Source organism: Candidatus Tisiphia endosymbiont of Sialis lutaria (assembly GCF_964026535.1).
Lineage (GTDB): Bacteria > Pseudomonadota > Alphaproteobacteria > Rickettsiales > Rickettsiaceae > Tisiphia.
This window is the reverse complement of record NZ_OZ032153.1, coordinates 253,400-275,098: the sequence shown is the minus strand read 5'-3', so window position 1 is coordinate 275,098 and position 21,699 is coordinate 253,400. Positions and strand designations below refer to the sequence as shown.

The window sequence follows — 21,699 nt, the reverse complement described above, 5'->3', positions numbered from 1 at the left end:
TTTTCATTATTCTTATATTATAATTCTGACCTAGTTGTCTCATCTTCAATCAGAACCTTAGCCCCATCACCCAATCCCTTTTTTCCTGAAATAACCACTTGGTCATTTGGTTTGATGCCACTAACTACCTCTACACTTTGACTATCACTATCACCTATTTCAACCTTTACTTTTTTAGCTATATTATTTTCAATAACGTAGACAAAATAATAGGATTCAAAAAAGATAGCTGAGTTTGGTAATTTTATCCGTTGCTTATTGCTATTGAAAACAACATTTACATTAACAAATAAGCCAGGCGTGATTGAATTGTCATCATTTGGAATAAACGCCTCAATATAGACTGAGTGATTCTTCTCTTGAGCAATTTCTGAAGTTTTAAAATCGCTTAGTTTAAGGGCTAAATCTAAAGCAGGAATATAGATGTTAACATAGCTATCCGGAGAACTTTTAAATTTCTGATAGTCGCTCTCATCTAGTTCAAATGCAACCTTGATAATATGAATATCGTAAAGAACGGCAATTTTATCCTTTTGTGTAACAAGCTCTCCGTCAGCAACAAGTTTTCGTTCAACAATGCCACTTAACGGAGCAACAATATAATGATTGGTCTTGTCATCAAGTAATGTATAATATTTATGTTTAGCATCAAGATATTCTATGCGATGGTTTACATATTCTGTATAGCTAATGAGATTCTTATCTGATAGCTGTTTCATCGCATTAGCTTTTTTCTCTTTAAGACGATACTCTTCATTTGCCAGTTCAATCAGGTAGTCAATTTGCGTGGTATCTAATACTGCTAAAATATCACCTTTATTGACATAACTACCTATCGGCAAATCAAGCTCTTTAATTCTCCCTGTTACATTGACTTTAACTGCATGTGTTTCATATGGCAAGGTTTTGCCTGTTGTAACCAATATATCATTTGTTTCTTCTGAATATTGAGCCTTAACCACCTCAACAGGAACCATGGTCGCTTGATTATCAACTTGCTGAGCGGGGATTTGTTTATCATTTGCTTTTTTGATAAAAACTATCACCACAACAATCGCTGTTATAACAAATAATATCCCATATATAACTTTTCTTCGACTCATTAACGCCATATCTACCTACCTTGAGAGTCTTGAGAAAATAACCTTTATAAATTAGTTTCTTATAACTCTATGTTATTTGATTAAACATCCCTTGATTTATAAGGGGTAGCATTTTCTTCTCCATAGGAGTCTGCCTGCAATATAGTCAACTTAGGAGAATTTGGGGCTAGGAGCAATGGAGCGACGCCTATAAGTAATAGGCGAGCGACGAGTTACAACATCACAAATTTCTCGTCAATTGACTATATCTCATGACTTTTTGAGTATTATTTATATATCCCTGCTTTCGTAGGGATGACAAGCTTTGCTCTGTGGTTAAATTTGAAAATTTAGAAAAATTTATGGATTTTAGCATGATTTTTGACCATGAAGATGCATTCTCTCTTTGCCTTTAGGCATTTTGATGGAACAACAAAATAAACTTGCACACTGAGTTAATTTAACTTTAGTCAATTGGTGAGAAGTTGGTGACTTCGTCGCTCCATCGCTCCTGCTACCCAATTCTCCTGAATTGACTATAAATAGCTTTAATATAGATTATCACAAAATAATTAATAAATGTCAAGAAACTCACAAAAATTTATATGTTGTCAAATGAATAGGAGTTAACCAATGTTTCTATTTATTAAATAATATAAGAGATATACTCAAATAACTTGAAGAATGGGAACGATAAACAAGGGGTGGAGTGTGCTGTACCTAAATTAACCTTATTTTCATTATTCTTAATTTGTATGTGATATAGTCAATTGATAAGAAGTTGGTGACGTTGTTACAGTCACTCGGCTATTACTTATAGGCGTCGCTCCATCGCTCCTAGCCCCAAATTCCCCTAAATTGACTATAGCACATAAGCGTCAGTTTAAGAAAGCAATAATTGAAAAACCATCGTTGAAAGGAAGTCTTAAGTTGATGAGCAATCCAGAAAAGTGATTAAAAAGATATGATTTTTGCCGGAATAGTGTAGCTATTTCAAGAAAACCATGTTTATTCGTAGCCAAAAAGAGCCAAATATGGAATTACTTTCATTATCGCAGCCAGCCTCCTAGGACGTTTTAGCTTTCTTGCCCGAATTAATAATCCTTTCATATAATATTCGGGTTAATGGGTTATACATAAGAAACAACAAAAACATAGTTGAATTATATTCAAAATATATTATAAGTTTTAGTTACAAGAAAAATAATATAGTCAATGTCAAAATTAAAAAATTGTATATACAAAGTTTTTTCCAAAAAAGAAAATAAAGCAAATACTATACTGGTATGTTGGGATTTTGATTGCACTGTAGTAAACGGGCATATTCATTCTTTATTAAAACATAAAAATTTTCAACCTATAACATATGAAAATTGCCTTATTACAAACGGTAGCATAGAAGAAGGGTATACAATAAATAGTACTTATGATCCACATCAAATTCAAGAGATAATGAAACCATTATTACGTTCTGATAAGTTTGGATTAAACCACCGTGATCAATTAAAAGATACGTTTAATTATTTATTAAACAAAGGTTATAAAGTGGCTATTACTTCTCATACCCGATATCCTGATACAATTAAACCAGCATTAAAAAAAATGGGCTTAACTGAGAAACAAATTGAAAAAATCGATATAATAACAGGCGTTCCCACAGGCGGAATAAAAATGGGAAAGAACTTACATATTGAAGAGGCAATGAGGCTTAATGGTATTACAGACTACTTCAATGTAGTATTAGTAGATGATGATGTACGTAATTTAAATGAAGCACAAAAAATAGGTGTGCATGCTATTTTAGTAGGTTCAGATATTAAAGGCAATATGTTATCACTTATTAAAGGGATAAAGTATCAAAAAGTTACTGATACTGGAGAATTTAATAATATATCTAAGGCGCATCAATCGAATCAAATCGAAGATAACTCGAACATATTAGATTCTGAAATTCCTAAATCAGTACAAAAATATCTTCACGTAAGTATGCAACCAATACAAGTGCATAATTACAGTAATGCAATTAAATCAGACACCCAATTACTGGGAACAGAAGAGTAAACGGCATCATTGATACCATACATTATTTAATTCTGATTTAGAGCAGCACTATAGTCAATTCAGAAGAATTTGGGGGCTAGGAGCGATGGAGCGACGCCTATAAATAATAGGCAAGCATTGAGCGACGACGTCCCCAACTTCTCATCAATTGACTATACTACCCAATCCTCCTGAATTAATGGTATGGACCTACCCTATATACAGAATGAGAAGCATATGCTAATCTTCTAGGATAGGAAATGAATCCTAAACAACAATAAGGAGGCCCATATGGAAGTTACCACAATTGGTATAGATATTGCAAAAAGAATTTTTTAAATTCACGGTGTAGATAAAAATGGTAAGACAATATTAAAGAAAAAATTAATGAGAGAGCAGGTTCTAACTTTTATGGCTAACGTACCAAAGTGTCTAGTAGGCATGGAAGCTTGCGGTGGAGCTAGCTATTGGGCAAGAGAATTAACAAAATTAGGTCATACTGTAAAACTAATAGCTCCACAATTTGTTAAGCCTTATGTTAAAACTAATAAAAATGATCAAGCAGATAGCGAAGCAATATGTGAGGCAGTAGCGAGACCTAATATGAGGTTTGTGCTTATCAAAACTGTAGAGCAACAAGATATTTTATTTATTCATAGGGTAAGGCAACGATTGGTAAAAAATCGTACTGCACTTGCTAATGAGATCAGGGGATTATTACATGAATTTGGTTTTGTTATACCGCAAGGAATCAATAAGATTATGACAAAATTAACTGAAATTTTAGATGAAGAGGGTTTAAGCCAGCTAAGTTATCGAACGTTTAGTGAGTTAAAAGAAGAATTTCTAGAGAATGATAAAAAAATAAAAGAATTAGAACAAAGATTAAAAATTATAGCTAGCCAGTATAGTAATCACCAACAACTAATGACGATACCAGGTATAGGGTTAATTACTGCTACAGCCTTAATAGCGTCAATAGGTAATGCTAGTTGTTTTGAAAATGGCAGGCAATTATCAGCATGGCTAGGATTAGTGCCAAGGCAACATTCTAGTGGTGGCAAAGATAAGTTGCTTGGCATTAGTAAAAGAGGTGATATATATTTACGCACTTTGTTGATTCAAGGAGCAAGAGCAGTGCTGAATAGTAAAATAAGATTTACCACGGAAGAGCAAAAATCTAAAAAAGATTATAGCAAGTTTACCGAGTGGATGTTTAATTTATCTGAACGAAATGGGCATAATAAAACAACTGTTGCAGTAGCTAACAAACTAGCAAGGGTGGTGTTTGCGGTACTCAGTTCAGGCAATGATTATACCGAGAGTAAAGTTTGTAGCTAAAGAATAGGTACAAACTAGTTGTTGACGAGATAATATTATAGGTAAATAGAAATTTAATAGATTCTAATCCGGAATATGCGAAAGAATGATAATATTGATGGTAAATAAGACGAACCTTAGCTTACGAGAAAACTGAAATAGTCAATGGCTCGTTAGAAGTCGATGAAATGATAAGTATAAGTTTGTAAGCCAGCGAATTCCATCAGGGCTATAGGGTAAATTTAAGGTAATTTATTAACTATAAGCCGGATACATGACTGCATTCGATTTTTTTGCTGTTATATATTATTTTTTCTTGCATTATCGGGTAAGTCCATACATGACTATAAATTTCATTTGGACGGAAAGATTTTTACACCGAGTCAAGTAGATAAAGCAGAGTTGCACATAACAACTAACAACGGCACTGAAATTATAACATTTTCTAAGGCTGCATAATTATATCGTACTGGGTGTTAATTCAGGTTAATTCACTATAAAAAAACAAAAAATTATAAAAATTTTGCTAATTAGCTATTAGTGGACAATAAAAAAGTAGTATAGTGATATTATAGTCGAAAGGAACAGATGAAAACAATGATAGAAGAAACAAACAAAAATAATGTTGATGATCAACCAACCATGCTAGTTGGTACTGATGATTTTAAGAAATTATTGCTTAATAGCAACGTATTTGTTGATAAGAGTTTAATGATCAAAGAACTATTGGTTGATGCTGGAGATGTCACCTTAATCACCCGTCCAAGGCGGTGGGGGAAGAGCTTGAATATGGATATGGTGCGGAGATTTTTTGAAATAGAAGTGGATGAGCATGGCAATCATCTACCACAAGAACAGAAAGTGAATTATAAGCTGTTTAGTGGTGGAGAAGTGGATTTAGGCTTTGATGAGACTAAAGAACTAAAGCCATTAAAAATTGCTAATGTAGCAAACTCTATGAAACGCCAAGGTCAATTTCCAGTTATTCTTATAAGTTTTAAGGGTGTTAGGGGTAGTAGTTATGAAGAAATTGAAGTGGGAATTAAAAGTCAAATAATTAATTTATTTGCCAAGCATCGTTATTTAGAACGTTATATAAAACAAGATGAAAAATTATTGATTGATGCACAAAAGGAAATATTACAAAGATATTTTACAGGCAAGTTAATAGAAGATGACATTAAAAATAGTTTGAAATTTCTAAGCGATTTACTTTATAAACATTTTAATCAAAAAGTCTACATACTAATTGACGAATATGATACGCCAATTAATAGTGCCTATATGAAATTTGGCAATAATTCAGAAGAGTTTGAGGAAGTATTAGCTCTATTCCGGGCAATATTTGGCAATAGTCTTAAAACCAATGATTCATTACAAAAAGGCGTCATTACCGGCATATTGCGTGTTGCTAAAGCTAATTTGTTTTCAGATTTGAATAATTTAACTGAATGTAGTCTACTAGATGAGAATTTTACAGACATCTATGGCTTTACTCAAGCAGAAGTTGATGAATTATTAACCAAAGTACCTCTTGAAACCAATCCAGAACAAATTAAAAATTGGTATAATGGCTATAATTTTGGTGGAGAAGTCATTTATAATCCTTGGTCAATTATGAGATGTTTAGCTCAGAAGGGCAAGCTAGATCATTATTGGATTGATAGTGGTGGAACTGATTGGATTGATCATATACTACTCTCAGATGAGATGCAGCAAGATATTCAGGCTTTAGCTGCAGGTAAAACTATTACTTCTTCTATTACTAAACATATAAATTTTGCTGATATCAACCAACCAGAAGGGTTATTTAGCTTATTATTATTTAGTGGTTACCTAAATACAACTACCAAGATGCCAGAAAGAGATATTTATGATTTATCTGCTCCTAACTACGAGGTGAAATATATTTATGAAAAGAGAATGCTGCAATGGGTTACTAAACAAATAAAAATTGATAATTCTGGCTATTATTCTTTTGTTACTCTATTACCAGATGGTAAAATAGAGGCGTTTAAAGAGCGTCTGCAGGAATTGTTACTTAATTCTACTAGTTTTCACCAAACAGGAGAGAAAAAAGCCGAATTATTTTATAGCGGCTTTATGCTCGGCTTTATTAATATGTTAGCTCCTAATTATATAATATCAAGTGAACAAGAATCAGGGGATGGCAGAGCTGACGTTGTGATGATTCCAAAAATTGGCAAAGGTGATAAAGCGATGATTATCGAGTATAAAATCGCTAAATCCTCAGAAGAGCTAGCAGATATAGCTAAATCTGGTTTACAACAAATTATTAATAAAAAATATGATAGTAAAATAAAAGAGCATTCACATGTAAAACAAATATTAAAAATTTCGATGGCATTTTGTGGAAAAAATATGGAGTTGCAATATGAGGTAACGAAGCTCTAATAATAGAGCGTAAGCACTTGTATAATAAGCAATTGGGTATCTGACTGGGTTCGGAAATTGTTCACTACGCCCCGCCATTCGGCACAATTTGCTACTTTTTGCATTTCTGTGAATGGAAAAGCCAGAACGTAATGCAGCTTACAGCCCTCGAGTGTTAGGTTCGAAAATATAAAATTTAATAATTCCCTTTTTTCAACAATTGTCGAACCTTTAAAAGTTTCATAGGCTTCAGAAGCTAGAGTTATCAAGGTTGAGGCGGTATAATGGTCTCCATATTTTATGGGTTTAACTATAATATTTCAGGATTTTTTATTTGTAAGGTTTTTAATACTTCTTCAATTTGCTTTAGTATTTCATCTTCCCTGCCCTCAATAGCTTTCCTAGGCTCTTCTGGACTCCAAGCTCTTAAAATTTCATTCCTGATTAATTTTTTATTGCAAAAGATACCGTAATGTTCTAACGTTTGTTATTCCAACTGTTATTCTAACCAGCTTCTTAATAAAGTCAATCTTTAGTTGTCGGTTCTTTTTCTTCATCTATTCTAAGTTGAATCTCGATAAATCTTTGGCAAAACCTTATAAAATTTCTTGCTAACTTTCTTGATTCTTCTTCACTTATCTCTTGATCATGTGAACTACGAATGGTTGATGCTAAATTATTAAATATTTCTTCTGCTGTTCTTTTATCTTTATTCATATTTTCTCTCATGTTTTTATCACTTTATATTTTAATTGTTCTAATAGTTTTTTTTCCAAAACTTCTGTACTAATTCCATAAAAATCATTAGAAAGCCATCATTAACGTTGTAATAATCACTGTTTCTCTACGCCCTATATTATCACCTATCCAGCCAAATAATAAGGCTCCAAATGGTCTAAGAACATAAGTAGAACAAAAAGCAACTGCAGCAAGCAGAGAAGCGGTAAGCGGACTAGTTGGCTCAAAAAACAATTCATTCAACAATACTGCCATATGAACATATAGCATCAGATCAAAATACTCAAGGAACGTTCCCACTGAAAGTAACCCGATAGCAGATTTTTGTTCTTTGGTAAGGCTAGTCTGGCGATCAGGGATAATCTTGGTATTTTCTTGAACAATTTCACTCATAATTGACCTGGTTTTGTTGTTGACCTCTGATAGCTCATAATTTCTCCAGTGATTAATTTCTGTATTCTGTGTTAATATTATTTAGTATATAGTATTTTATCGCTGCACTAAGTGATATAAGAAAAATAATTTTTACCCATAATTTGTCATTTCCGCCTACTTATTATCATACCTGCGTAAGCGGGAATCTGGATACCTGCATACGTAGATATGACACAAAACAGGATTGCTTCGCTCTAACTTCTTGCCTCCTAGCATAACACCGATTATTTTTTGCAACTTTTAAACTGCCATGATGGACTCTAAAACCGCTTCTTTCTGTAACTTTCAACAGTTGTGGTGTTTTTTCCTCACGAATATTTTTTATAAGTTTAAATTTTGTTAGTAATAGTTACAATTTTAATTAAATATAACCTACATTAAATAGTCAACTAATTTTTTATTAAAAAAATAATGAATTCAATTTAAATTAATATATAATTTTTTATAGTTTAATCGCTAAACCGTTGTAAATAATATTTAATAAAAGGTATAAAATGCTAGAAAACAACTCAGATCAAGATAATTCAGTTCAAGAAGATATATGGCGTAATGAATTAGGGGAAACATATGAGGAGCAAGAGGATCGTTTAGATCGTGAAGAATCTATTAGAAAACGCAATGCGATTATATTTGTTTTTATTCCGATGTTAATAGGGTTTTTAATATTTACTCATTTTTTTCTTAATTACATAGAAGAAAAGAACAAACTGGCGAGACAACAACAATCAACTATCATTAATAGTAGTCAAGATACAAAGAAAGAAAATTAGGAGAGAAGTACAGTTATAATAAATTATATAAATGGTATTATTAGCCCAGATATTGCATGATAAATTATTACAAGGGGTTCAGAGGTGAATATTGGTACCTTTATACAATATCTGGGTTAGATTTTATAATTTATACAAAGTTGGCAAGATTAGTAAGAAATTAGCTATTGAAAAAAAATATATAACTGACAATCAGGGGCAAATTTATAGTGTCTGTAAGATCGAATCTTGACTTCTACAAAATTTCTAGTTGTAACAATATCACGATCTTAATATGGCATTAAAGTTTTATAGCAACTTAAGAAAACAAAATACGGGGTTGTAACTTAAATGTAACAAAGTATAAAAATTACTATTTTTTTAAACCAATATATAATAAACTGTTGCAAGAATTTTTATTTTTAGTTAAAATATACTTTATTATTAAAGTAATGTAGGTATTTAAATGGAAGATATTAGTGATTGGCAAGTAAAATATGAAAATTGTAAATATGCTGATAGGTTACTAAGTAAATTATCTGAGCTAAACCAGCAAGTAACTATACCTGTAAATATTAATGAGATTACAAAAGGTATCTATTACGCCAAGAAATATCATGGTAGCCAAATGCGACAATCCGGTGATCCTTATTATTCTCACCCGATAGAGGTGGCGTATATGGTTGCTGAATATACTGCATTAGAAATACCAAAATATTACAGAACTGATATGATCATTACCAGTTTACTACATGATACTATTATGGTGGTCTCCTTTGTCTAGACAAAAATTTAGCAATTTAGAGATATAATTCCCATGAAATTATTATTGTCACTATTATGCAACTTTTTGTTTATAGTACATCAAGCTAGGAGTCCTATACCCCAATGCTTGGTGCATTCTTTCGTGGTTATAAAAATCGATATATTCCTTAATAGCTGCTTTTGCCTCCTTTACAATTGTTAAAATTATTCGATAAATTTTTTCCTGTTTCAACGAACGCCAAAATCGCTCAATAAACACGTTGTCCAAAGCTCTACCTTTGCCATCCATACTTATTTGAATATTATATTTTTTTAAAATACAGATAAATTGCTCAGACGTAAATTGCACTCCTTGGTCTGTGTTAAAAATCTTTGGTATACCATATTGTTCTATAGCTTCCTCAAGAGCCTCTACACAAAAAGTACTTTCTAAACTAATAGATACCCGCCAGCTAAGTATATAACGACTGTGCCAATCCATAATGGCTACCAAATAAACAAATCCTTGTTGCAACCTTATGTAAGTGATATCTGAACACCATACTTGATTTGAGTATGTTCCCTCTAAATCTTTTAATAAATAAGGATATATTTTATGTGCCTGATTTCTTTTACTCAAATTCATTTTAGGATAAACAGCTTCAAGACCCATTATTTGGTAGTAACGTCTAACAGCTTTACGACCTACCGAAAAACCTTGGGCTTGTAAATATTTAGCCATCCGTCGCATACCATAATATGGATGCATAGTATAGGTCTCATCAATTATTGCCATGATCTTAAGTTCTTGTTCACTAATAGCAGTAGGTTGATAGTAGTAGGTTGACCTACTAATACCCAACAACTTACACTGTTGTATAATTGTTAATTTATTATGATTAGGCTCTATCATATTACACCTAACCTTTAAGTCCAAACAATGCAGATTTTTTTTTGAGCCAGTCACGCTCTACACTTAACTGTCCAATTTGTTCATATAGATTCTTGATTAACTCCTGCTGATTTGGATCAGCACTCTGTGTTTTACTCTTAAAGCCTTGTACTAATAATTCAAGCCCCTGTTTTTTCCAATTACTTATCTGCGTTGCATGAACACCATACTTACTAGTTATTTGGGCTATTGTTAGCTCGCCCTTGATTGTCTCTATGACAATTTTTGATTTCTCCTCAGCACTATATTGCCTTACTTGTTTTTTCATCTCTAGCTCTCCTTTTTTGCTAAAGAATTCTATCTCATTTCTTCTATTTTTGTGTCCAAAATATGGAGACCATTATACTATTGAAGATACAACTTTTACCGAAGAGATGATTGCTGTGATCTTTAGCAAGCAAATCGCTAGGCAAGTGGAAGATTTGACTAGAGTTAAATCCTATGGGAAGATTAGTGCTGCAGAAATATTGAATATATTATTTCAACAAAAGAAATATGATGTATTATTGATTAAGCTATTTGATAGACTGCATAATATGCAAACTATAAGAGCTAAATCTCCTGAAAAAGTAAGAAAAATCATAGTAGAGACTCTTAGTAGGTTTATGAGCCTTAGCATGTACTTCAATACACCAAAAATTGAACAAAATTTTGCAAAATTATGTTCTGAAGTAATACATAGTTATTATAAAACTAATAACTATGATTCACAGTTACGGTTCTCTAACCTTGCAAAGTAAAATACCCCAAATCCATAGCTTATTACTATAGGTAACATAATACATAATATTCCTAGTTGCCCCATATACTTTGTACAATATATGAAACCAAAAGAGGTAACAATAGAGATTGTGGCATGTGCCAAGGCGTATACAACACTACTACACGTAAATCGTTTAAAAACAGGAAAATATTTATAAAAAATTGCACTAGCTGGAGATGAGTCAGGTGCAAATAATATAATCAATATTTGTATTATCAATAAATGTATAGGGGTGCTGACTTTATCAAGAAAATAAGGGCAAAATATTATAAAAGTAAAGAAAATTACCCACCTGACTTTAATAATTTTTAAAGGAGATATCCTATAACTTAGATACGATAATAACAACATGGTGAATAGTTGTATTATCGAAATAAAAAAGTTATGATAAAGAACATCTTCAACACTATAAAAAAAAGAATTCTTGAGTATATTACCACAATAAAAATACACAAAATATGTTGGCACTGGACCAGCACATTGAATTAAAAAATAAAATAATACCGTTTTTTTTTGCACTTTCTCTTCTAAAATTATATCACCTTTTAATATTTTTTCATCAATATAGTGCTGATCAAAAAATGCTTTTAATCGTAATTTTGCATTAGCAAATTCTGGGGTTTCTCTTAACTTAGTTCTAGCAACTGTACCTATAGTGGCAATTATTATTCCAAAGGCAAAAAGATAACGCCAATTAAATCCATAATTGGTAATTAAGAACCCTAAGCCTAATGCAACCATTGACCCTAAGGAAGCACAAACCGCAATTACCATTACCACAGGATATTGTATTGGTGGTTTGGTTATTTCCATTAAATATAGTTCTGCTCCTACCCTTTCACCTAAGGAAGATATACCTTGTATTGCACGGCATATACAAATAATCCATGAAGCCGTAATACCAATTTGTTCATAAGTCGGTAAGGTAGCCATAATAAAACACGAGGTTGCCATCATAAAGGTTGTAATAGTGATAGTTACTTTTCGACCAATATTATCTCCTATCCAACCAAACAATAATGCTCCGAATGGTCTAAAAACAAAAGTGATACTATATGCAATTGCAACAAAAAAAGAGGCAGATTCTGGGTCATTTTTAGGGAAAAATAGGTTATTGAGAAAAACTGCCATATGGACATATAGCATTAAGTCAAAATATTCGAGGAATGTACCAATTGAAAGTAACCCAACAGCTTCTTTTTGTTCTTTAGTAAGGGTAGTCTGGCGATCAGGGATAATTCTGGCATTTTCTTGAACAACTTTACTCATAACTAACTCTAATAATTGTTTTCTTCGGAATAAGTAGCCGTGTTTCTAAAAGCAATAGGTAAATCACCATACTTTTTTGCCAATCTATCAAAATAAAATAATCCGTATGCGAAAAATATAATTGCAGGAATTACAATAAACCATAATCCCCAATTGCCAAAATGGTCAGTAAGGTAGACAAAAGCAAAAGCAGTGATTGCATACATCAGAGCACGAGATAGAGCAAATGTCATGCTAACACAGGTAAAGCGTTTAAATACTGGAAATTCTTTATAACAAATGGGAAGAGCAGGGCTTAAGCATTTCGCCCATAAAAGCATGAAGAATTGAATAAAAAATAACTGATAAGGAGAATTAATATTGTTCAATAAATACGGACAAAATATGATAAAAATAGCAGATATGATCAGTATAATTTTCATGGTTACTAATGGATATATTTTTAAACTTAAATAACATAATATTAATGTAATTGAGAGTTCCATTAGACAGACCATAAAATTATGCTGAATAACTTCGGATAATGTATAACCAAAGTTAGTTTTTAAAATACTAGCACAATGTACATAAATAAAATAAAAACATACTGATCCAGCACATTGCAATAAAAAGAAAGCTAGAATAGTTTTTTTATCAACTTTTTCTTGCCACATCGGATTATCTTTTAAGCAAGCTGTATCGGTATTAGTTTTTTTAAAAATTTTTTTAATTCGACGTTTGGCATCAGCAAATTCTGGGGTTTCTCGCAAGGTTGTTCTAGCAACATATCCAACCAATGCAATTACCGCCCCAATCCAAAATGCTATACGCCAATTAAATCCATGCATAGTTACAAGCGAAGCAATTCCTAAAGCCCCTAGCTCTCCTAACTCCCCAAAAGCTCCTATCAATACCACACTTGCATATTGGGCTGGCGGCTTAAGTGTTTCGGTTAAATAAAGATCTGCCCCTACCACCTCTCCCATAGAAGAGATACCTTGCACAGCACGGCAAATGGTTACTATCCAGGTAGCGGTAACCCCTATCTGAGCATAAGTAGGCAGATTAGCCATGACAAGACATGATACAGCCATTATAAAAGTTGTGATGATCACCGTAAATTTACGCCCGATATTATCGCCCAACCAGCCAAATATTACTGCCCCCACAGGTCGAAAAACAAAGGAAGAACAAAAAGCAAATGCCATCATTAACGAGGTTGTTTTAGGATCAGTCGGTTCAAAAAATAACTCATTAAGAAACGCTGCCATATGGACATATAGCATTAAGTCAAAATATTCAAGAAATGTGCCAATTGATAGTAATCCTAAAGCTTTTTTTTGTTCTTTGGTAATGCTAGTTTGCCGATTAGGGATAATCCTGGTATTTTCTTGAACAACTTTACTCATAGTTGACCTGGCTTTGTTGTTGACTTCTGATGTCTCATATTTTTTCAATATTTTGTGTTAATATGTTTAGTATATAGTATTTTATCGCTGCACTAAGTGATATAAGAAAAATAATTTTTATTCTGTCATTCCAGCATCTAATTTGTCATTCCCGAGTAGGCGGGAATCTTAGACCCCTGCTTACGCAGGGGTGACATCTTTAGCTATAATCTGTCATTTCCGCTTCGGTGCGGAATCTAGATACCTGCCTACGCAGGTATGACATTTTACACAAGGGGGACAAAACAGGATTGCTTCGTTGGCTTACGCCTTCTCGCAATGAAATTTTTACCCATATTCTGTCATTCACTCATCTAAAGAATTAAATATAACCTGCATTGAATAGTCAACTAATTTTTTATTAAAATATATTTATTGTTCTTAATAAAAACAATGTTCAATAATTCACTGGCATTAGATATGGTTTTGATGGTTAATACCCCTTAATTTCGTGTGGTATTTTAGCAATAGACCTAATTTTGGAAATTTACGCAGTTTTTTGGACAGAGCCAATGTATGTGATCACTTACGTACTAAATAACGCCAAAGTTTGTCGGTACCTTTGCTAATGCCAATTCTAGGGGTAATAATAAATTGAGGAGTATCACCTACGTCAATAACACAAAAGGATTGATTGCTAGTCATATCTTGGCCATTTTGGGTTTTATTAATTCCAAGGGTACGACATAATTTACCAGGCCCATCAAGTAAAACTGCTGAAGGTTTGTATTGATATACTCCTCTAATTAATACAGCAGCTGGAAACCCTGGTTTTTCTGTCACTATATTTAAACAATAATACATACCATAAATTAAATATACATAGGCATTACCTGCAGAACCATACATAAGCTTTGTACGAGGTGTTATCCCCCTGGCTGCATGGCAAGCAGGATCATCTTCTCCAACATAAGCTTCTGTCTCAATAATTCGTGCCTCTATATTACCAAAACACAGAACCTTGCCCAGTAGTTCCTGTGATACAATAAGCGTATCTCTTTCATAGAATGATTTTGGAACTATTGTAGACATCTTAGCCTTTGCAAAAAAGAAGAAGACCCATTATAACATATTCTTATGTAGATTATGAACCAAAAAGAGGCAATCATTTGAGTATGCATGATAATGATATTAAAGATCATGATAATTCATCAATTTTGCAGATCGATAAGAATTTAGATTTTTATCGATATAAAATTACTATTGAATATTTAGGAACTGCTTTTGTTGGCTGGCAGAAGCAGAAAGGTGCTTTATCTATTCAACAAACACTGGAAGATGGTATCCATAAATTTACTGGTGAAATAGTAGCGGTTCATGGAGCTGGCAGGACTGATGCAGGGGTTCATGCTTTAGGGCAAGTAGCACATTTCGATTTAGTGAAATATATGTGTCCTTATAAAGTTATGCAGGCTATCAACTATTTTGTGAGAGATTATAATATAGCGGTAGTTGATTGTGTTCTAGTAGACAAAGATTTTCATGCAAGATTTTCTGCTTTAGAACGTCATTATGTCTATAGAATTATCAATAGACCTAGCCAAGTTATAATAGATTTAAATCGTGCTTGGTGGATAAAACAACCTCTTGACGTTGAAGCAATGAGACGCGGGGCTTCCTACCTCATAGGACATCATGATTTTAGCTCATTTAGAGGCAAATTTTGCCAAGCAAAGTCACCTATAAAAACCTTATCCCAATTAATTATTACCCAAAAAAATGAAGAAATAAAAATATATTTTTCTGCTCGATCTTTTTTACATAATATGGTTCGAAATATTGTTGGTAGTTTAGTATTAGTTGGACGAAATATATGGCAGGAAGATGATATCCAAAGAGTTTTAGATGCAAAGAAAAGAGAAATAGCCGGAGCAAAGGCTCCGGCATGTGGGCTGTATTTCCTTAGAGTTGACTATAATGACTTATCACTACTTCAAAAATTGTTTAAATAACTTTTAAAGTAGTGGCTAATGCAAAATAATTATTTATTGGGTCTTTACTTCTACTTGTACAACTTTCTTAATGTTGTTATCGAAATATAAAAGTAAATCAAATTTATCACCAACTTTTAGTGTAGTTTTTAAATCCAAAAGCATAATATGCATACCGCCTGGCTGTAAAATAGCACTAGTTTTCGCTGGAATGACTAGCTTATCTAGTTGTACCATTTTGCTAACACCTTTTTCGTCAACAAAACTTTTATGTAATTCAACCTTGTTAGCGACCTCGGAAGAAACATTTACTAAATTATAATTTGTATCAGAATTATTAACTATTTCAAGATATATTGCAGAATTATTACGTTTACCAATAGTAGTTGATATGGAAGGTCTTGCCCAAGCGTTTCGTGTGTCAATGGAAGTAGCTAATATCGCCGTATTATCCGGATTACTGTTGTTTGGAGCGGCGGCAAAGCATACTGACAGGCTAAAACATAGGATGGCAGCAATGATGGCTATTATATTCTTCAGTATCATATTATCCTCATAAATTAAGTTACTCGAGTCATTCATTAGACCTCTTGCATAACCTAAAGATAATTGAGGAATTTTTAGGAAAAACGAAGTCGAGTACCGCAGTGTACTAAGATGTACGTGAGGAACGGAGACGAGTTTTGACAACAAAATTACCAATTAGATTAGGTTATGCAATAGGTCTATTATAGTATACACTATATTATACATACACTAAGTATATTTAGTATATAATTCTAATTTTGGTTTATTTTAATAAATTTTTGTTTAACAGGATCCCAATTATAGTGAACATTTACTGTTTTAATTTCCGTAACTGTAATGTCTCCATTAGATAACTGTGCAACATCAAAACCTTTTTGGATAGATTCAGTAATTAGAGTCGTTGATTGACAAATATATCTAACATTAAAAAAAGGATTATTATCAGTATCTAATGAATTGGTAGCTTTCTTAGTTAGGCTATTCAAAATAGGTATGTTTTTTTCTTTCATTCTAGATAACTTCAGATATTCTGTACTGTTTTATAGCAGTTTTGTAGTAAAGTGGCAAGGTTTGTTATTAGGTTAATTTTAGTATAATTAGTTTTTTTATAATGAGGTGTGTGTAGTGCTAGGAAATATTGATTTTTCAAACTCGTCAATAAGGCTATTTTTCTATTTCTTAAAGAAAAGAAAAATTAAACTAATCGTTTTAGGTTTGTTATGCATAATGTTGGGAATGATACCTACTATTGATGGTGTATTGCTCCAAAAGATTATAAATTTGCTAGAGTCTTTCTCTGATGAAGAAGCTAAATATCTACCTTCCTCTATGATGTATTGGGCAATAATATATGCAGTTTGGTGGATGGGTGTCAATGTTATATGGCGGGTTTATGATTATGTTTATCTAAAAACAATACCCTATATCAAAGGACAGATACTAGATGAGATGTATAATTATACTCAGTATCATAATCATAAATTTTTTCAAGAAAACCTGGCTGGTTATATTACCAATCGTATTACTGAAGCTTCTAGATCTTTTGAAATGGTTCTATCGTTATTTGGTGAGAAAATTATATATAAGTTAGCTGTAATTGTCTTCTCTCTAGTAGCCATGTACTCGGTTCATCAAATATTTTTCACTATATTCCTGATATTTATTTGTGTTTTTATAGGAATTACTGTTATTTGTTCAAGTACAGTAAATAAATATTCAGTAAATTATGCCCGAAGTAAATCAATAGTTGCCGGTAAGATTGTGGATTTGATAGCCAATATTAGTACAGTACGGATGTTTACTTCTCATAGATTTGAACGTCAAAATCTAGAAGCAAGAATAGATAATGCGATAGTCAATGAACAAATTATGCAGTTTTTCATGTGGAAGCTACGTAACGTACTAGGAATAATCTGTGCTATAATGATTTTTATCATGATTTATTATTTGGCACAGCTTCGTAGTCAAATGCAAATAACTATAGGAGATTGTGTCTTGATACTTACTTTGTGTATGGCTGTTACTACTGAAATTTGGGATTTAACGCAAGAAATAGGGGATATGTTTGAAGAATTTGGCTCTTTTCATCAAACTTTATCATTGATGAAACCTCATATTATAAAAGATATTGATAATCCCCATCTTCTAAGGGTTGCAAAAGGTGAGATAGCATTTAAAAATGTTAGTTTTAAATATTACCATAATAATAATTTATTTGAGAATAAATCTATTACAATTTTGAGTCAACAAAAGGTTGGATTAGTAGGATTTTCTGGCTCAGGAAAAACAACTTTTATCAATCTTATTACACGGTTGCATGATATAGACCAAGGAGAAATTTTAATTGATGGGCAAAATATTAGATATGTAACTCAAGACTCTTTGCGAGATAATATTAGCATAATACCACAAGAACCAATCCTATTTCATAGGACAATTATCGATAATATTAGATATGGAAAAAAAGATGCTAGCTTAGAAGAAGTAATAGAGGCGGCAAGAGCAGCTCATATACATCAAGTTATTGCCGCCATGCCGGAAGGGTACCAAAGCTTATGCGGTGAAAGGGGTAATAATTTATCAGGTGGTCAGAGACAGAGAATAGTAATCGCCCGGGCAATATTAAAGAATGCTCCTATATTAATCCTTGATGAAGCAACAAGCAGTTTAGATAGTGAGACTGAGAGCTTAATACAAGATTCTCTATCTTACTTAATGCAAAATAAAACTGTATTAGTTATAGCTCATAGATTATCGACTTTGTTGAATATGGATAGACTTCTAGTTTTTGATGCGGGTAGTATAGTCGAAGATGGATCGCATGAGGAACTATTAAAAAACAGTAAACTGTACAAAAAGTTATGGAAATCACAAGCGAAAGGTTTGATAATTTAAATTTCTAACTCACCTTACGCATACCCCCATAAGCGTTAGTTTAAGAAAACAATAATTGAGAAACCGTCATTGCGAGGAGACCGTAAGGTCGACGAAGCAATCCAGAAAAATGATTAGAAATGGGTTGCCACGCCACCTACGGTGGCTCGCAATGACGCTAAGCTATTTTCATGACCTTTTTAAATGCCATGCGTAAGGTGAGTTTCTAAAAGAATCTTAAGTTACATTAAATAAACTTTCTGGGAAAATAATAGGTTTCTTCGTAGAACACCCGATAGAATTATTTTTGATCCATTCTTCGTCCAAAAAGTTCATAACTAACGACTCATCCGATATCTGGCTTAGTCTATTTATCATTAATTCTTGTACTATTAACTTCTGTATTTTAGGATCTAGCATATATTGTTTAGATTCCAGCTTAGGTTCTTGAATTAATTGAAATATAGCTTGTATAATCCCACCTAATAACAATCCACGAGTAAGTTGTATATCTTGAGATGGCACAGATTCGCCAGAATTATCTAGATTTATCGGATATCCACCTCTATATATTTTAATTATACCATTATCTAAAGGTAAACATAGATTACTTAGTACATCTGAGATCATATTGGGATAATTATTTTGAATGATTTTAAGTAACGATTGAAACTCAATATCTTGTGATGAGCAGCTGATTAAATTTTTGATTCCTTGTATCTCATTTATATTAATAGAAATACTAATATCTTCACCCGTACAACCAAAAATATAATCTGCTTCCTGAAATAGCAATTGAGTACTATTAACAACCTTAACGGAATTTATGAAATTACATTTTTCTTTGATCTTATCGTAAACTATTACTTTATGATTAAACGATAAAAGTTTCTGAACAACAGCCCTTCCTATTACTCCAAGTCCGACTACTCCTGACGTAAGCCCACTACTACGTAGTGACAAGAATTTATCAAGTTTGATTTCAACAGCTCTTGCAATCATTGGAGATTCTAATAATTGTTTTGCAGCAGAAAAAGCAACATTAACTACGGGTACAGTAATGTTAGTTTTTTTAATGTGAGCTATACCTGAAGATGTTTGTTCTACAGCAAAAACTGTATAATTGTCACTTAAAGATTTTGGAATATTTGTTATACACTTACTACCGTCATCAAGGATAATAATATTATTAGATTTTGTATTGATTAAGGTATTGCTAACCTTATTCCACATATTAGCTATATCTTTATTAAAGCAATCATTGAAATTACCCAATTGCTGGGGTTGGGTACAATGATAGTGTATTACTCCTAATTTTATAATTTGCTCTACCACCTCTGGACAAGTTGAATATATTTTACCCATTATATGAATGTTGCTTGGCTTGGCACCGAGCATGATAAGAGATTTTATTAGGTCAATTGTTGTAAATAGAAGATGTTGTATACAAACAAATGTTACATCTGTTAAATTGATATCCTTACAAACCTTTAACCTATCTACTATAGTTTGCAAGACTGGTAATATTTTTTGTTTATGCTCAGTATTACTCATAACACCTTAGGTTAAGTTTGTAGTATATATAGCGATACAACCATTGAAGAAGCTAGATGAAGAACAGAATAATCTTTTATCTTCATTAGAAGCAGATTCTAGAAATCTAGAATCTGTTTCTGGTATAGTTCTGCTAGGTAATATTTGACCAAATGGATCATTATTAGAATGAAACAGCTCAAAATTTATATTTTTAAGTGAATTAGTATTCAAAGTATCAATCTGATGGATAATATTTATTAATATATCTAATAATTTTTTTATTTCTCTTTGATCTTCAATTATACTGGGAGGATTTTTTAAATAGGGTGAACTATCACGTAAATTAGGATAGCTAAGAGAATAATAAACTCTATTTTTTTTTGTAAGCTTTGTTGGTTGCATAATAGTTGGTATATAATCTTTTAAACGATAATCATCCTTATATACTTGTTGTATTAAACTCATTGGTAGTGCTGTATCATTGGGAGTTGGTTTAAATGCGATACCTAAACCTTTAGCAATCAAAATCAAATGTTTTATAGTATCAATTAAGTAGGGTCTTGGTTTTAAATTACGTTTACTAATGGCATGTATAAAAAATGACCATAACAAACTGAATTCCGTAAAATCCTCTAATAACTGAAATTGTTGCCAACATTTACTAACTAAGTATTTATATAATTCAATATATGCATGATTATTTTTATCTAAAAACCACCCACTTGAGAAGACTAAGACTGTATTATACCAAGATTTTGTATTGCAGTTATATTTGTGAATATCTACAAATGTTTGCCAATGATCTGTAATATTACAAGGAACATGAATATCTTTACCGAATTTTTTTTTGATTCTAGTATAACTGATCATGTTAGAAATGCTTGGAATCATAAATGTCGAACGTGCTCCAGCTGATATATTCCAAATAGGAGTATTTAACGAAGAGTGTTGGGATCCTAGACCGAATAGATTCATTAATTCAAATAAACCAAACATTTCCCCTATGTTAAGAAAGTTAAGTGAGATTACTCTATTTTGCGCTTCAACAAAGACTTCACTAGCCTTATCAATAATAAGGGATAAGGGGATTTGGCTATACCCTAGATTTGTTTTTAAAATTGGTGGAATACGCTTATCTTCTATAGAGATTGTTTTACCATCTAAAGTTGGTAAGTAAAATTCTCCTTTATCAACAATAAATGCACCATAAGGATAGTACATTTTGAATAAAGGATATTCCGCATCTTTATTAATATTATCGCATTTCTCTGCTAATGTAGGATTGCACCTATGTACCACATCTCTAACTTCTCTCCATTTTACTTGCTCAATATTTAATTGAACATCTTGATCAAGAGTATTAAACATATTCATTACTTAAATAAGATATTGTAAAGATTTTTAACATAGTAATTTTA

General features: G+C 32.1%; 21 protein-coding genes. 8 read left to right on the top strand and 13 right to left on the bottom strand.

All coding sequences use genetic code 11. The features are described from left to right. Positions 1-17: 17 nt before the first annotated feature. Entirely contained in the window at positions 18-1,112 is a 1,095-nt protein-coding gene (locus AAGD20_RS01345; RefSeq protein WP_341749121.1) for an efflux RND transporter periplasmic adaptor subunit, read from the bottom strand. A 339-nt stretch (positions 1,113-1,451) separates the two neighbouring features. Then, positions 1,452-1,604 (bottom strand): hypothetical protein, encoded by a 153-nt coding sequence (locus AAGD20_RS01340; RefSeq protein WP_157905714.1) that lies wholly within the window; start codon positions 1,602-1,604, stop codon positions 1,452-1,454. Positions 1,605-2,297: 693 nt separating this feature from the next. On the opposite strand from AAGD20_RS01340, the gene AAGD20_RS01335 reads away from it, so the two are divergent. The 3 genes from AAGD20_RS01335 to AAGD20_RS01325 all read left to right on the top strand — a co-directional run bounded on the left by AAGD20_RS01335 (position 2,298) and on the right by AAGD20_RS01325 (position 6,857). Beyond that, complete coding sequence (locus tag AAGD20_RS01335; RefSeq protein WP_341749120.1) at positions 2,298-3,143, top strand: HAD family hydrolase; 846 nt, start codon at positions 2,298-2,300, stop codon at positions 3,141-3,143. A gap of 318 nt (positions 3,144-3,461) precedes the next feature. Beyond that, entirely contained in the window at positions 3,462-4,463 is a 1,002-nt protein-coding gene (locus tag AAGD20_RS01330; RefSeq protein ID WP_341749418.1) for an IS110 family transposase, read from the top strand. 576 nt (positions 4,464-5,039) lie between these two features. Beyond that, a complete protein-coding gene (locus tag AAGD20_RS01325) occupies positions 5,040-6,857 on the top strand; it encodes an AAA family ATPase (protein WP_341749119.1) in 1,818 nt (605 codons plus the stop codon). A 504-nt stretch (positions 6,858-7,361) separates the two neighbouring features. Here AAGD20_RS01325 and AAGD20_RS01320 read toward each other — a convergent pair. Both AAGD20_RS01320 and AAGD20_RS01315 read right to left on the bottom strand, forming a co-directional pair. After that, a complete protein-coding gene (locus AAGD20_RS01320) occupies positions 7,362-7,565 on the bottom strand; it encodes a hypothetical protein (protein WP_341749118.1) in 204 nt (67 codons plus the stop codon). 75 nt (positions 7,566-7,640) lie between these two features. Continuing rightward, entirely contained in the window at positions 7,641-7,967 is a 327-nt protein-coding gene (locus tag AAGD20_RS01315; protein ID WP_341749117.1) for an MFS transporter, read from the bottom strand. A 536-nt stretch (positions 7,968-8,503) separates the two neighbouring features. Here AAGD20_RS01315 and AAGD20_RS01310 point away from each other — a divergent pair. Continuing rightward, positions 8,504-8,779, top strand: a complete 276-nt coding sequence (locus AAGD20_RS01310) for a hypothetical protein (protein ID WP_341749116.1) — start codon at positions 8,504-8,506, stop codon at positions 8,777-8,779. A gap of 445 nt (positions 8,780-9,224) precedes the next feature. Then, a complete protein-coding gene (locus AAGD20_RS01305) occupies positions 9,225-9,542 on the top strand; it encodes a bifunctional (p)ppGpp synthetase/guanosine-3',5'-bis(diphosphate) 3'-pyrophosphohydrolase (protein WP_341749115.1) in 318 nt (105 codons plus the stop codon). A 54-nt stretch (positions 9,543-9,596) separates the two neighbouring features. Here the strand turns inward: AAGD20_RS01305 and AAGD20_RS01300 are convergent, their stop codons facing one another. After that, positions 9,597-10,415, bottom strand: coding sequence for an IS3 family transposase (locus AAGD20_RS01300; protein WP_341748686.1), 819 nt, complete (start codon positions 10,413-10,415; stop codon positions 9,597-9,599). A gap of 7 nt (positions 10,416-10,422) precedes the next feature. Next, complete coding sequence (locus AAGD20_RS01295; RefSeq protein ID WP_341748685.1) at positions 10,423-10,722, bottom strand: transposase; 300 nt, start codon at positions 10,720-10,722, stop codon at positions 10,423-10,425. Positions 10,723-10,738: 16 nt separating this feature from the next. Here AAGD20_RS01295 and AAGD20_RS01290 point away from each other — a divergent pair, with 16 nt between their 5' ends. Continuing rightward, positions 10,739-11,194, top strand: coding sequence for an HD domain-containing protein (locus AAGD20_RS01290; protein WP_341749114.1), 456 nt, complete (start codon positions 10,739-10,741; stop codon positions 11,192-11,194). Here AAGD20_RS01290 and AAGD20_RS01285 read toward each other — a convergent pair. The 3 genes from AAGD20_RS01285 to AAGD20_RS01275 all read right to left on the bottom strand — a co-directional run bounded on the left by AAGD20_RS01285 (position 11,155) and on the right by AAGD20_RS01275 (position 14,945). After that, on the bottom strand, positions 11,155-12,486 hold the full coding sequence (locus tag AAGD20_RS01285) for an MFS transporter (RefSeq protein WP_341749113.1): 1,332 nt from the start codon (positions 12,484-12,486) through the stop codon (positions 11,155-11,157). The genes AAGD20_RS01290 and AAGD20_RS01285 overlap by 40 nt on opposite strands. Positions 12,487-12,494: 8 nt before the next feature. Further along, positions 12,495-13,874: an MFS transporter gene (locus AAGD20_RS01280; RefSeq protein WP_341749112.1), complete on the bottom strand. Its 1,380-nt coding sequence runs from the start codon at positions 13,872-13,874 to the stop codon at positions 12,495-12,497. A 561-nt stretch (positions 13,875-14,435) separates the two neighbouring features. Continuing rightward, entirely contained in the window at positions 14,436-14,945 is a 510-nt protein-coding gene (locus tag AAGD20_RS01275; protein WP_094648667.1) for a DNA-3-methyladenine glycosylase, read from the bottom strand. An 83-nt stretch (positions 14,946-15,028) separates the two neighbouring features. Between AAGD20_RS01275 and truA the strand changes: the two genes are divergently transcribed. Further along, positions 15,029-15,865 (top strand): tRNA pseudouridine(38-40) synthase TruA, encoded by an 837-nt coding sequence (gene truA, locus AAGD20_RS01270; protein WP_341749111.1) that lies wholly within the window; start codon positions 15,029-15,031, stop codon positions 15,863-15,865. Between the two features lie 33 nt (positions 15,866-15,898). On the opposite strand, the gene AAGD20_RS01265 is transcribed toward truA, so the two are convergent. Further along, on the bottom strand, positions 15,899-16,390 hold the full coding sequence (locus AAGD20_RS01265) for a copper chaperone PCu(A)C (RefSeq protein WP_341749110.1): 492 nt from the start codon (positions 16,388-16,390) through the stop codon (positions 15,899-15,901). A gap of 233 nt (positions 16,391-16,623) precedes the next feature. Further along, on the bottom strand, positions 16,624-16,881 hold the full coding sequence (locus AAGD20_RS01260) for a DUF2671 domain-containing protein (RefSeq protein ID WP_250311591.1): 258 nt from the start codon (positions 16,879-16,881) through the stop codon (positions 16,624-16,626). Between the two features lie 115 nt (positions 16,882-16,996). Between AAGD20_RS01260 and AAGD20_RS01255 the strand changes: the two genes are divergently transcribed. Then, the gene (locus AAGD20_RS01255; protein WP_275656717.1) at positions 16,997-18,766 is read left to right on the top strand and encodes an ABC transporter ATP-binding protein; all 1,770 of its coding nucleotides are present in this window, start codon (positions 16,997-16,999) and stop codon (positions 18,764-18,766) included. A gap of 216 nt (positions 18,767-18,982) precedes the next feature. On the opposite strand, the gene AAGD20_RS01250 is transcribed toward AAGD20_RS01255, so the two are convergent. Both AAGD20_RS01250 and AAGD20_RS01245 read right to left on the bottom strand, forming a co-directional pair. Next, positions 18,983-20,299, bottom strand: coding sequence for an NAD(P)-dependent oxidoreductase (locus AAGD20_RS01250; RefSeq protein WP_341749109.1), 1,317 nt, complete (start codon positions 20,297-20,299; stop codon positions 18,983-18,985). Positions 20,300-20,305: 6 nt separating this feature from the next. Then, the gene (locus AAGD20_RS01245) at positions 20,306-21,649 is read right to left on the bottom strand and encodes a hypothetical protein (RefSeq protein WP_094648661.1); all 1,344 of its coding nucleotides are present in this window, start codon (positions 21,647-21,649) and stop codon (positions 20,306-20,308) included. Positions 21,650-21,699 lie beyond the last annotated feature (50 nt).

Excerpts from the sequence above, each read along its gene's own strand:
- AAGD20_RS01245 (WP_094648661.1), bottom strand. The coding sequence starts at position 21,649 with ATGTTTAATACTCTTGATCAAGATGTTCAATTAAATATTGAGCAAGTA.
- AAGD20_RS01265 (WP_341749110.1), bottom strand. The coding sequence starts at position 16,390 with ATGATACTGAAGAATATAATAGCCATCATTGCTGCCATCCTATGTTTT.
- AAGD20_RS01335 (WP_341749120.1), top strand. The coding sequence starts at position 2,298 with ATGTCAAAATTAAAAAATTGTATATACAAAGTTTTTTCCAAAAAAGAA.
- AAGD20_RS01300 (WP_341748686.1), bottom strand. The coding sequence starts at position 10,415 with ATGATAGAGCCTAATCATAATAAATTAACAATTATACAACAGTGTAAG.
- AAGD20_RS01310 (WP_341749116.1), top strand. The coding sequence starts at position 8,504 with ATGCTAGAAAACAACTCAGATCAAGATAATTCAGTTCAAGAAGATATA.
- AAGD20_RS01280 (WP_341749112.1), bottom strand. The coding sequence starts at position 13,874 with ATGAGTAAAGTTGTTCAAGAAAATACCAGGATTATCCCTAATCGGCAA.
- AAGD20_RS01260 (WP_250311591.1), bottom strand. The coding sequence starts at position 16,881 with ATGAAAGAAAAAAACATACCTATTTTGAATAGCCTAACTAAGAAAGCT.
- truA (WP_341749111.1), top strand. The coding sequence starts at position 15,029 with ATGCATGATAATGATATTAAAGATCATGATAATTCATCAATTTTGCAG.
- AAGD20_RS01345 (WP_341749121.1), bottom strand. The coding sequence starts at position 1,112 with ATGGCGTTAATGAGTCGAAGAAAAGTTATATATGGGATATTATTTGTT.
- AAGD20_RS01325 (WP_341749119.1), top strand. The coding sequence starts at position 5,040 with ATGATAGAAGAAACAAACAAAAATAATGTTGATGATCAACCAACCATG.
- AAGD20_RS01320 (WP_341749118.1), bottom strand. The coding sequence starts at position 7,565 with ATGAGAGAAAATATGAATAAAGATAAAAGAACAGCAGAAGAAATATTT.
- AAGD20_RS01305 (WP_341749115.1), top strand. The coding sequence starts at position 9,225 with ATGGAAGATATTAGTGATTGGCAAGTAAAATATGAAAATTGTAAATAT.
- AAGD20_RS01285 (WP_341749113.1), bottom strand. The coding sequence starts at position 12,486 with ATGAGTAAAGTTGTTCAAGAAAATGCCAGAATTATCCCTGATCGCCAG.
- AAGD20_RS01250 (WP_341749109.1), bottom strand. The coding sequence starts at position 20,299 with ATGAGTAATACTGAGCATAAACAAAAAATATTACCAGTCTTGCAAACT.
- AAGD20_RS01295 (WP_341748685.1), bottom strand. The coding sequence starts at position 10,722 with ATGAAAAAACAAGTAAGGCAATATAGTGCTGAGGAGAAATCAAAAATT.
- AAGD20_RS01315 (WP_341749117.1), bottom strand. The coding sequence starts at position 7,967 with ATGAGTGAAATTGTTCAAGAAAATACCAAGATTATCCCTGATCGCCAG.
- AAGD20_RS01275 (WP_094648667.1), bottom strand. The coding sequence starts at position 14,945 with ATGTCTACAATAGTTCCAAAATCATTCTATGAAAGAGATACGCTTATT.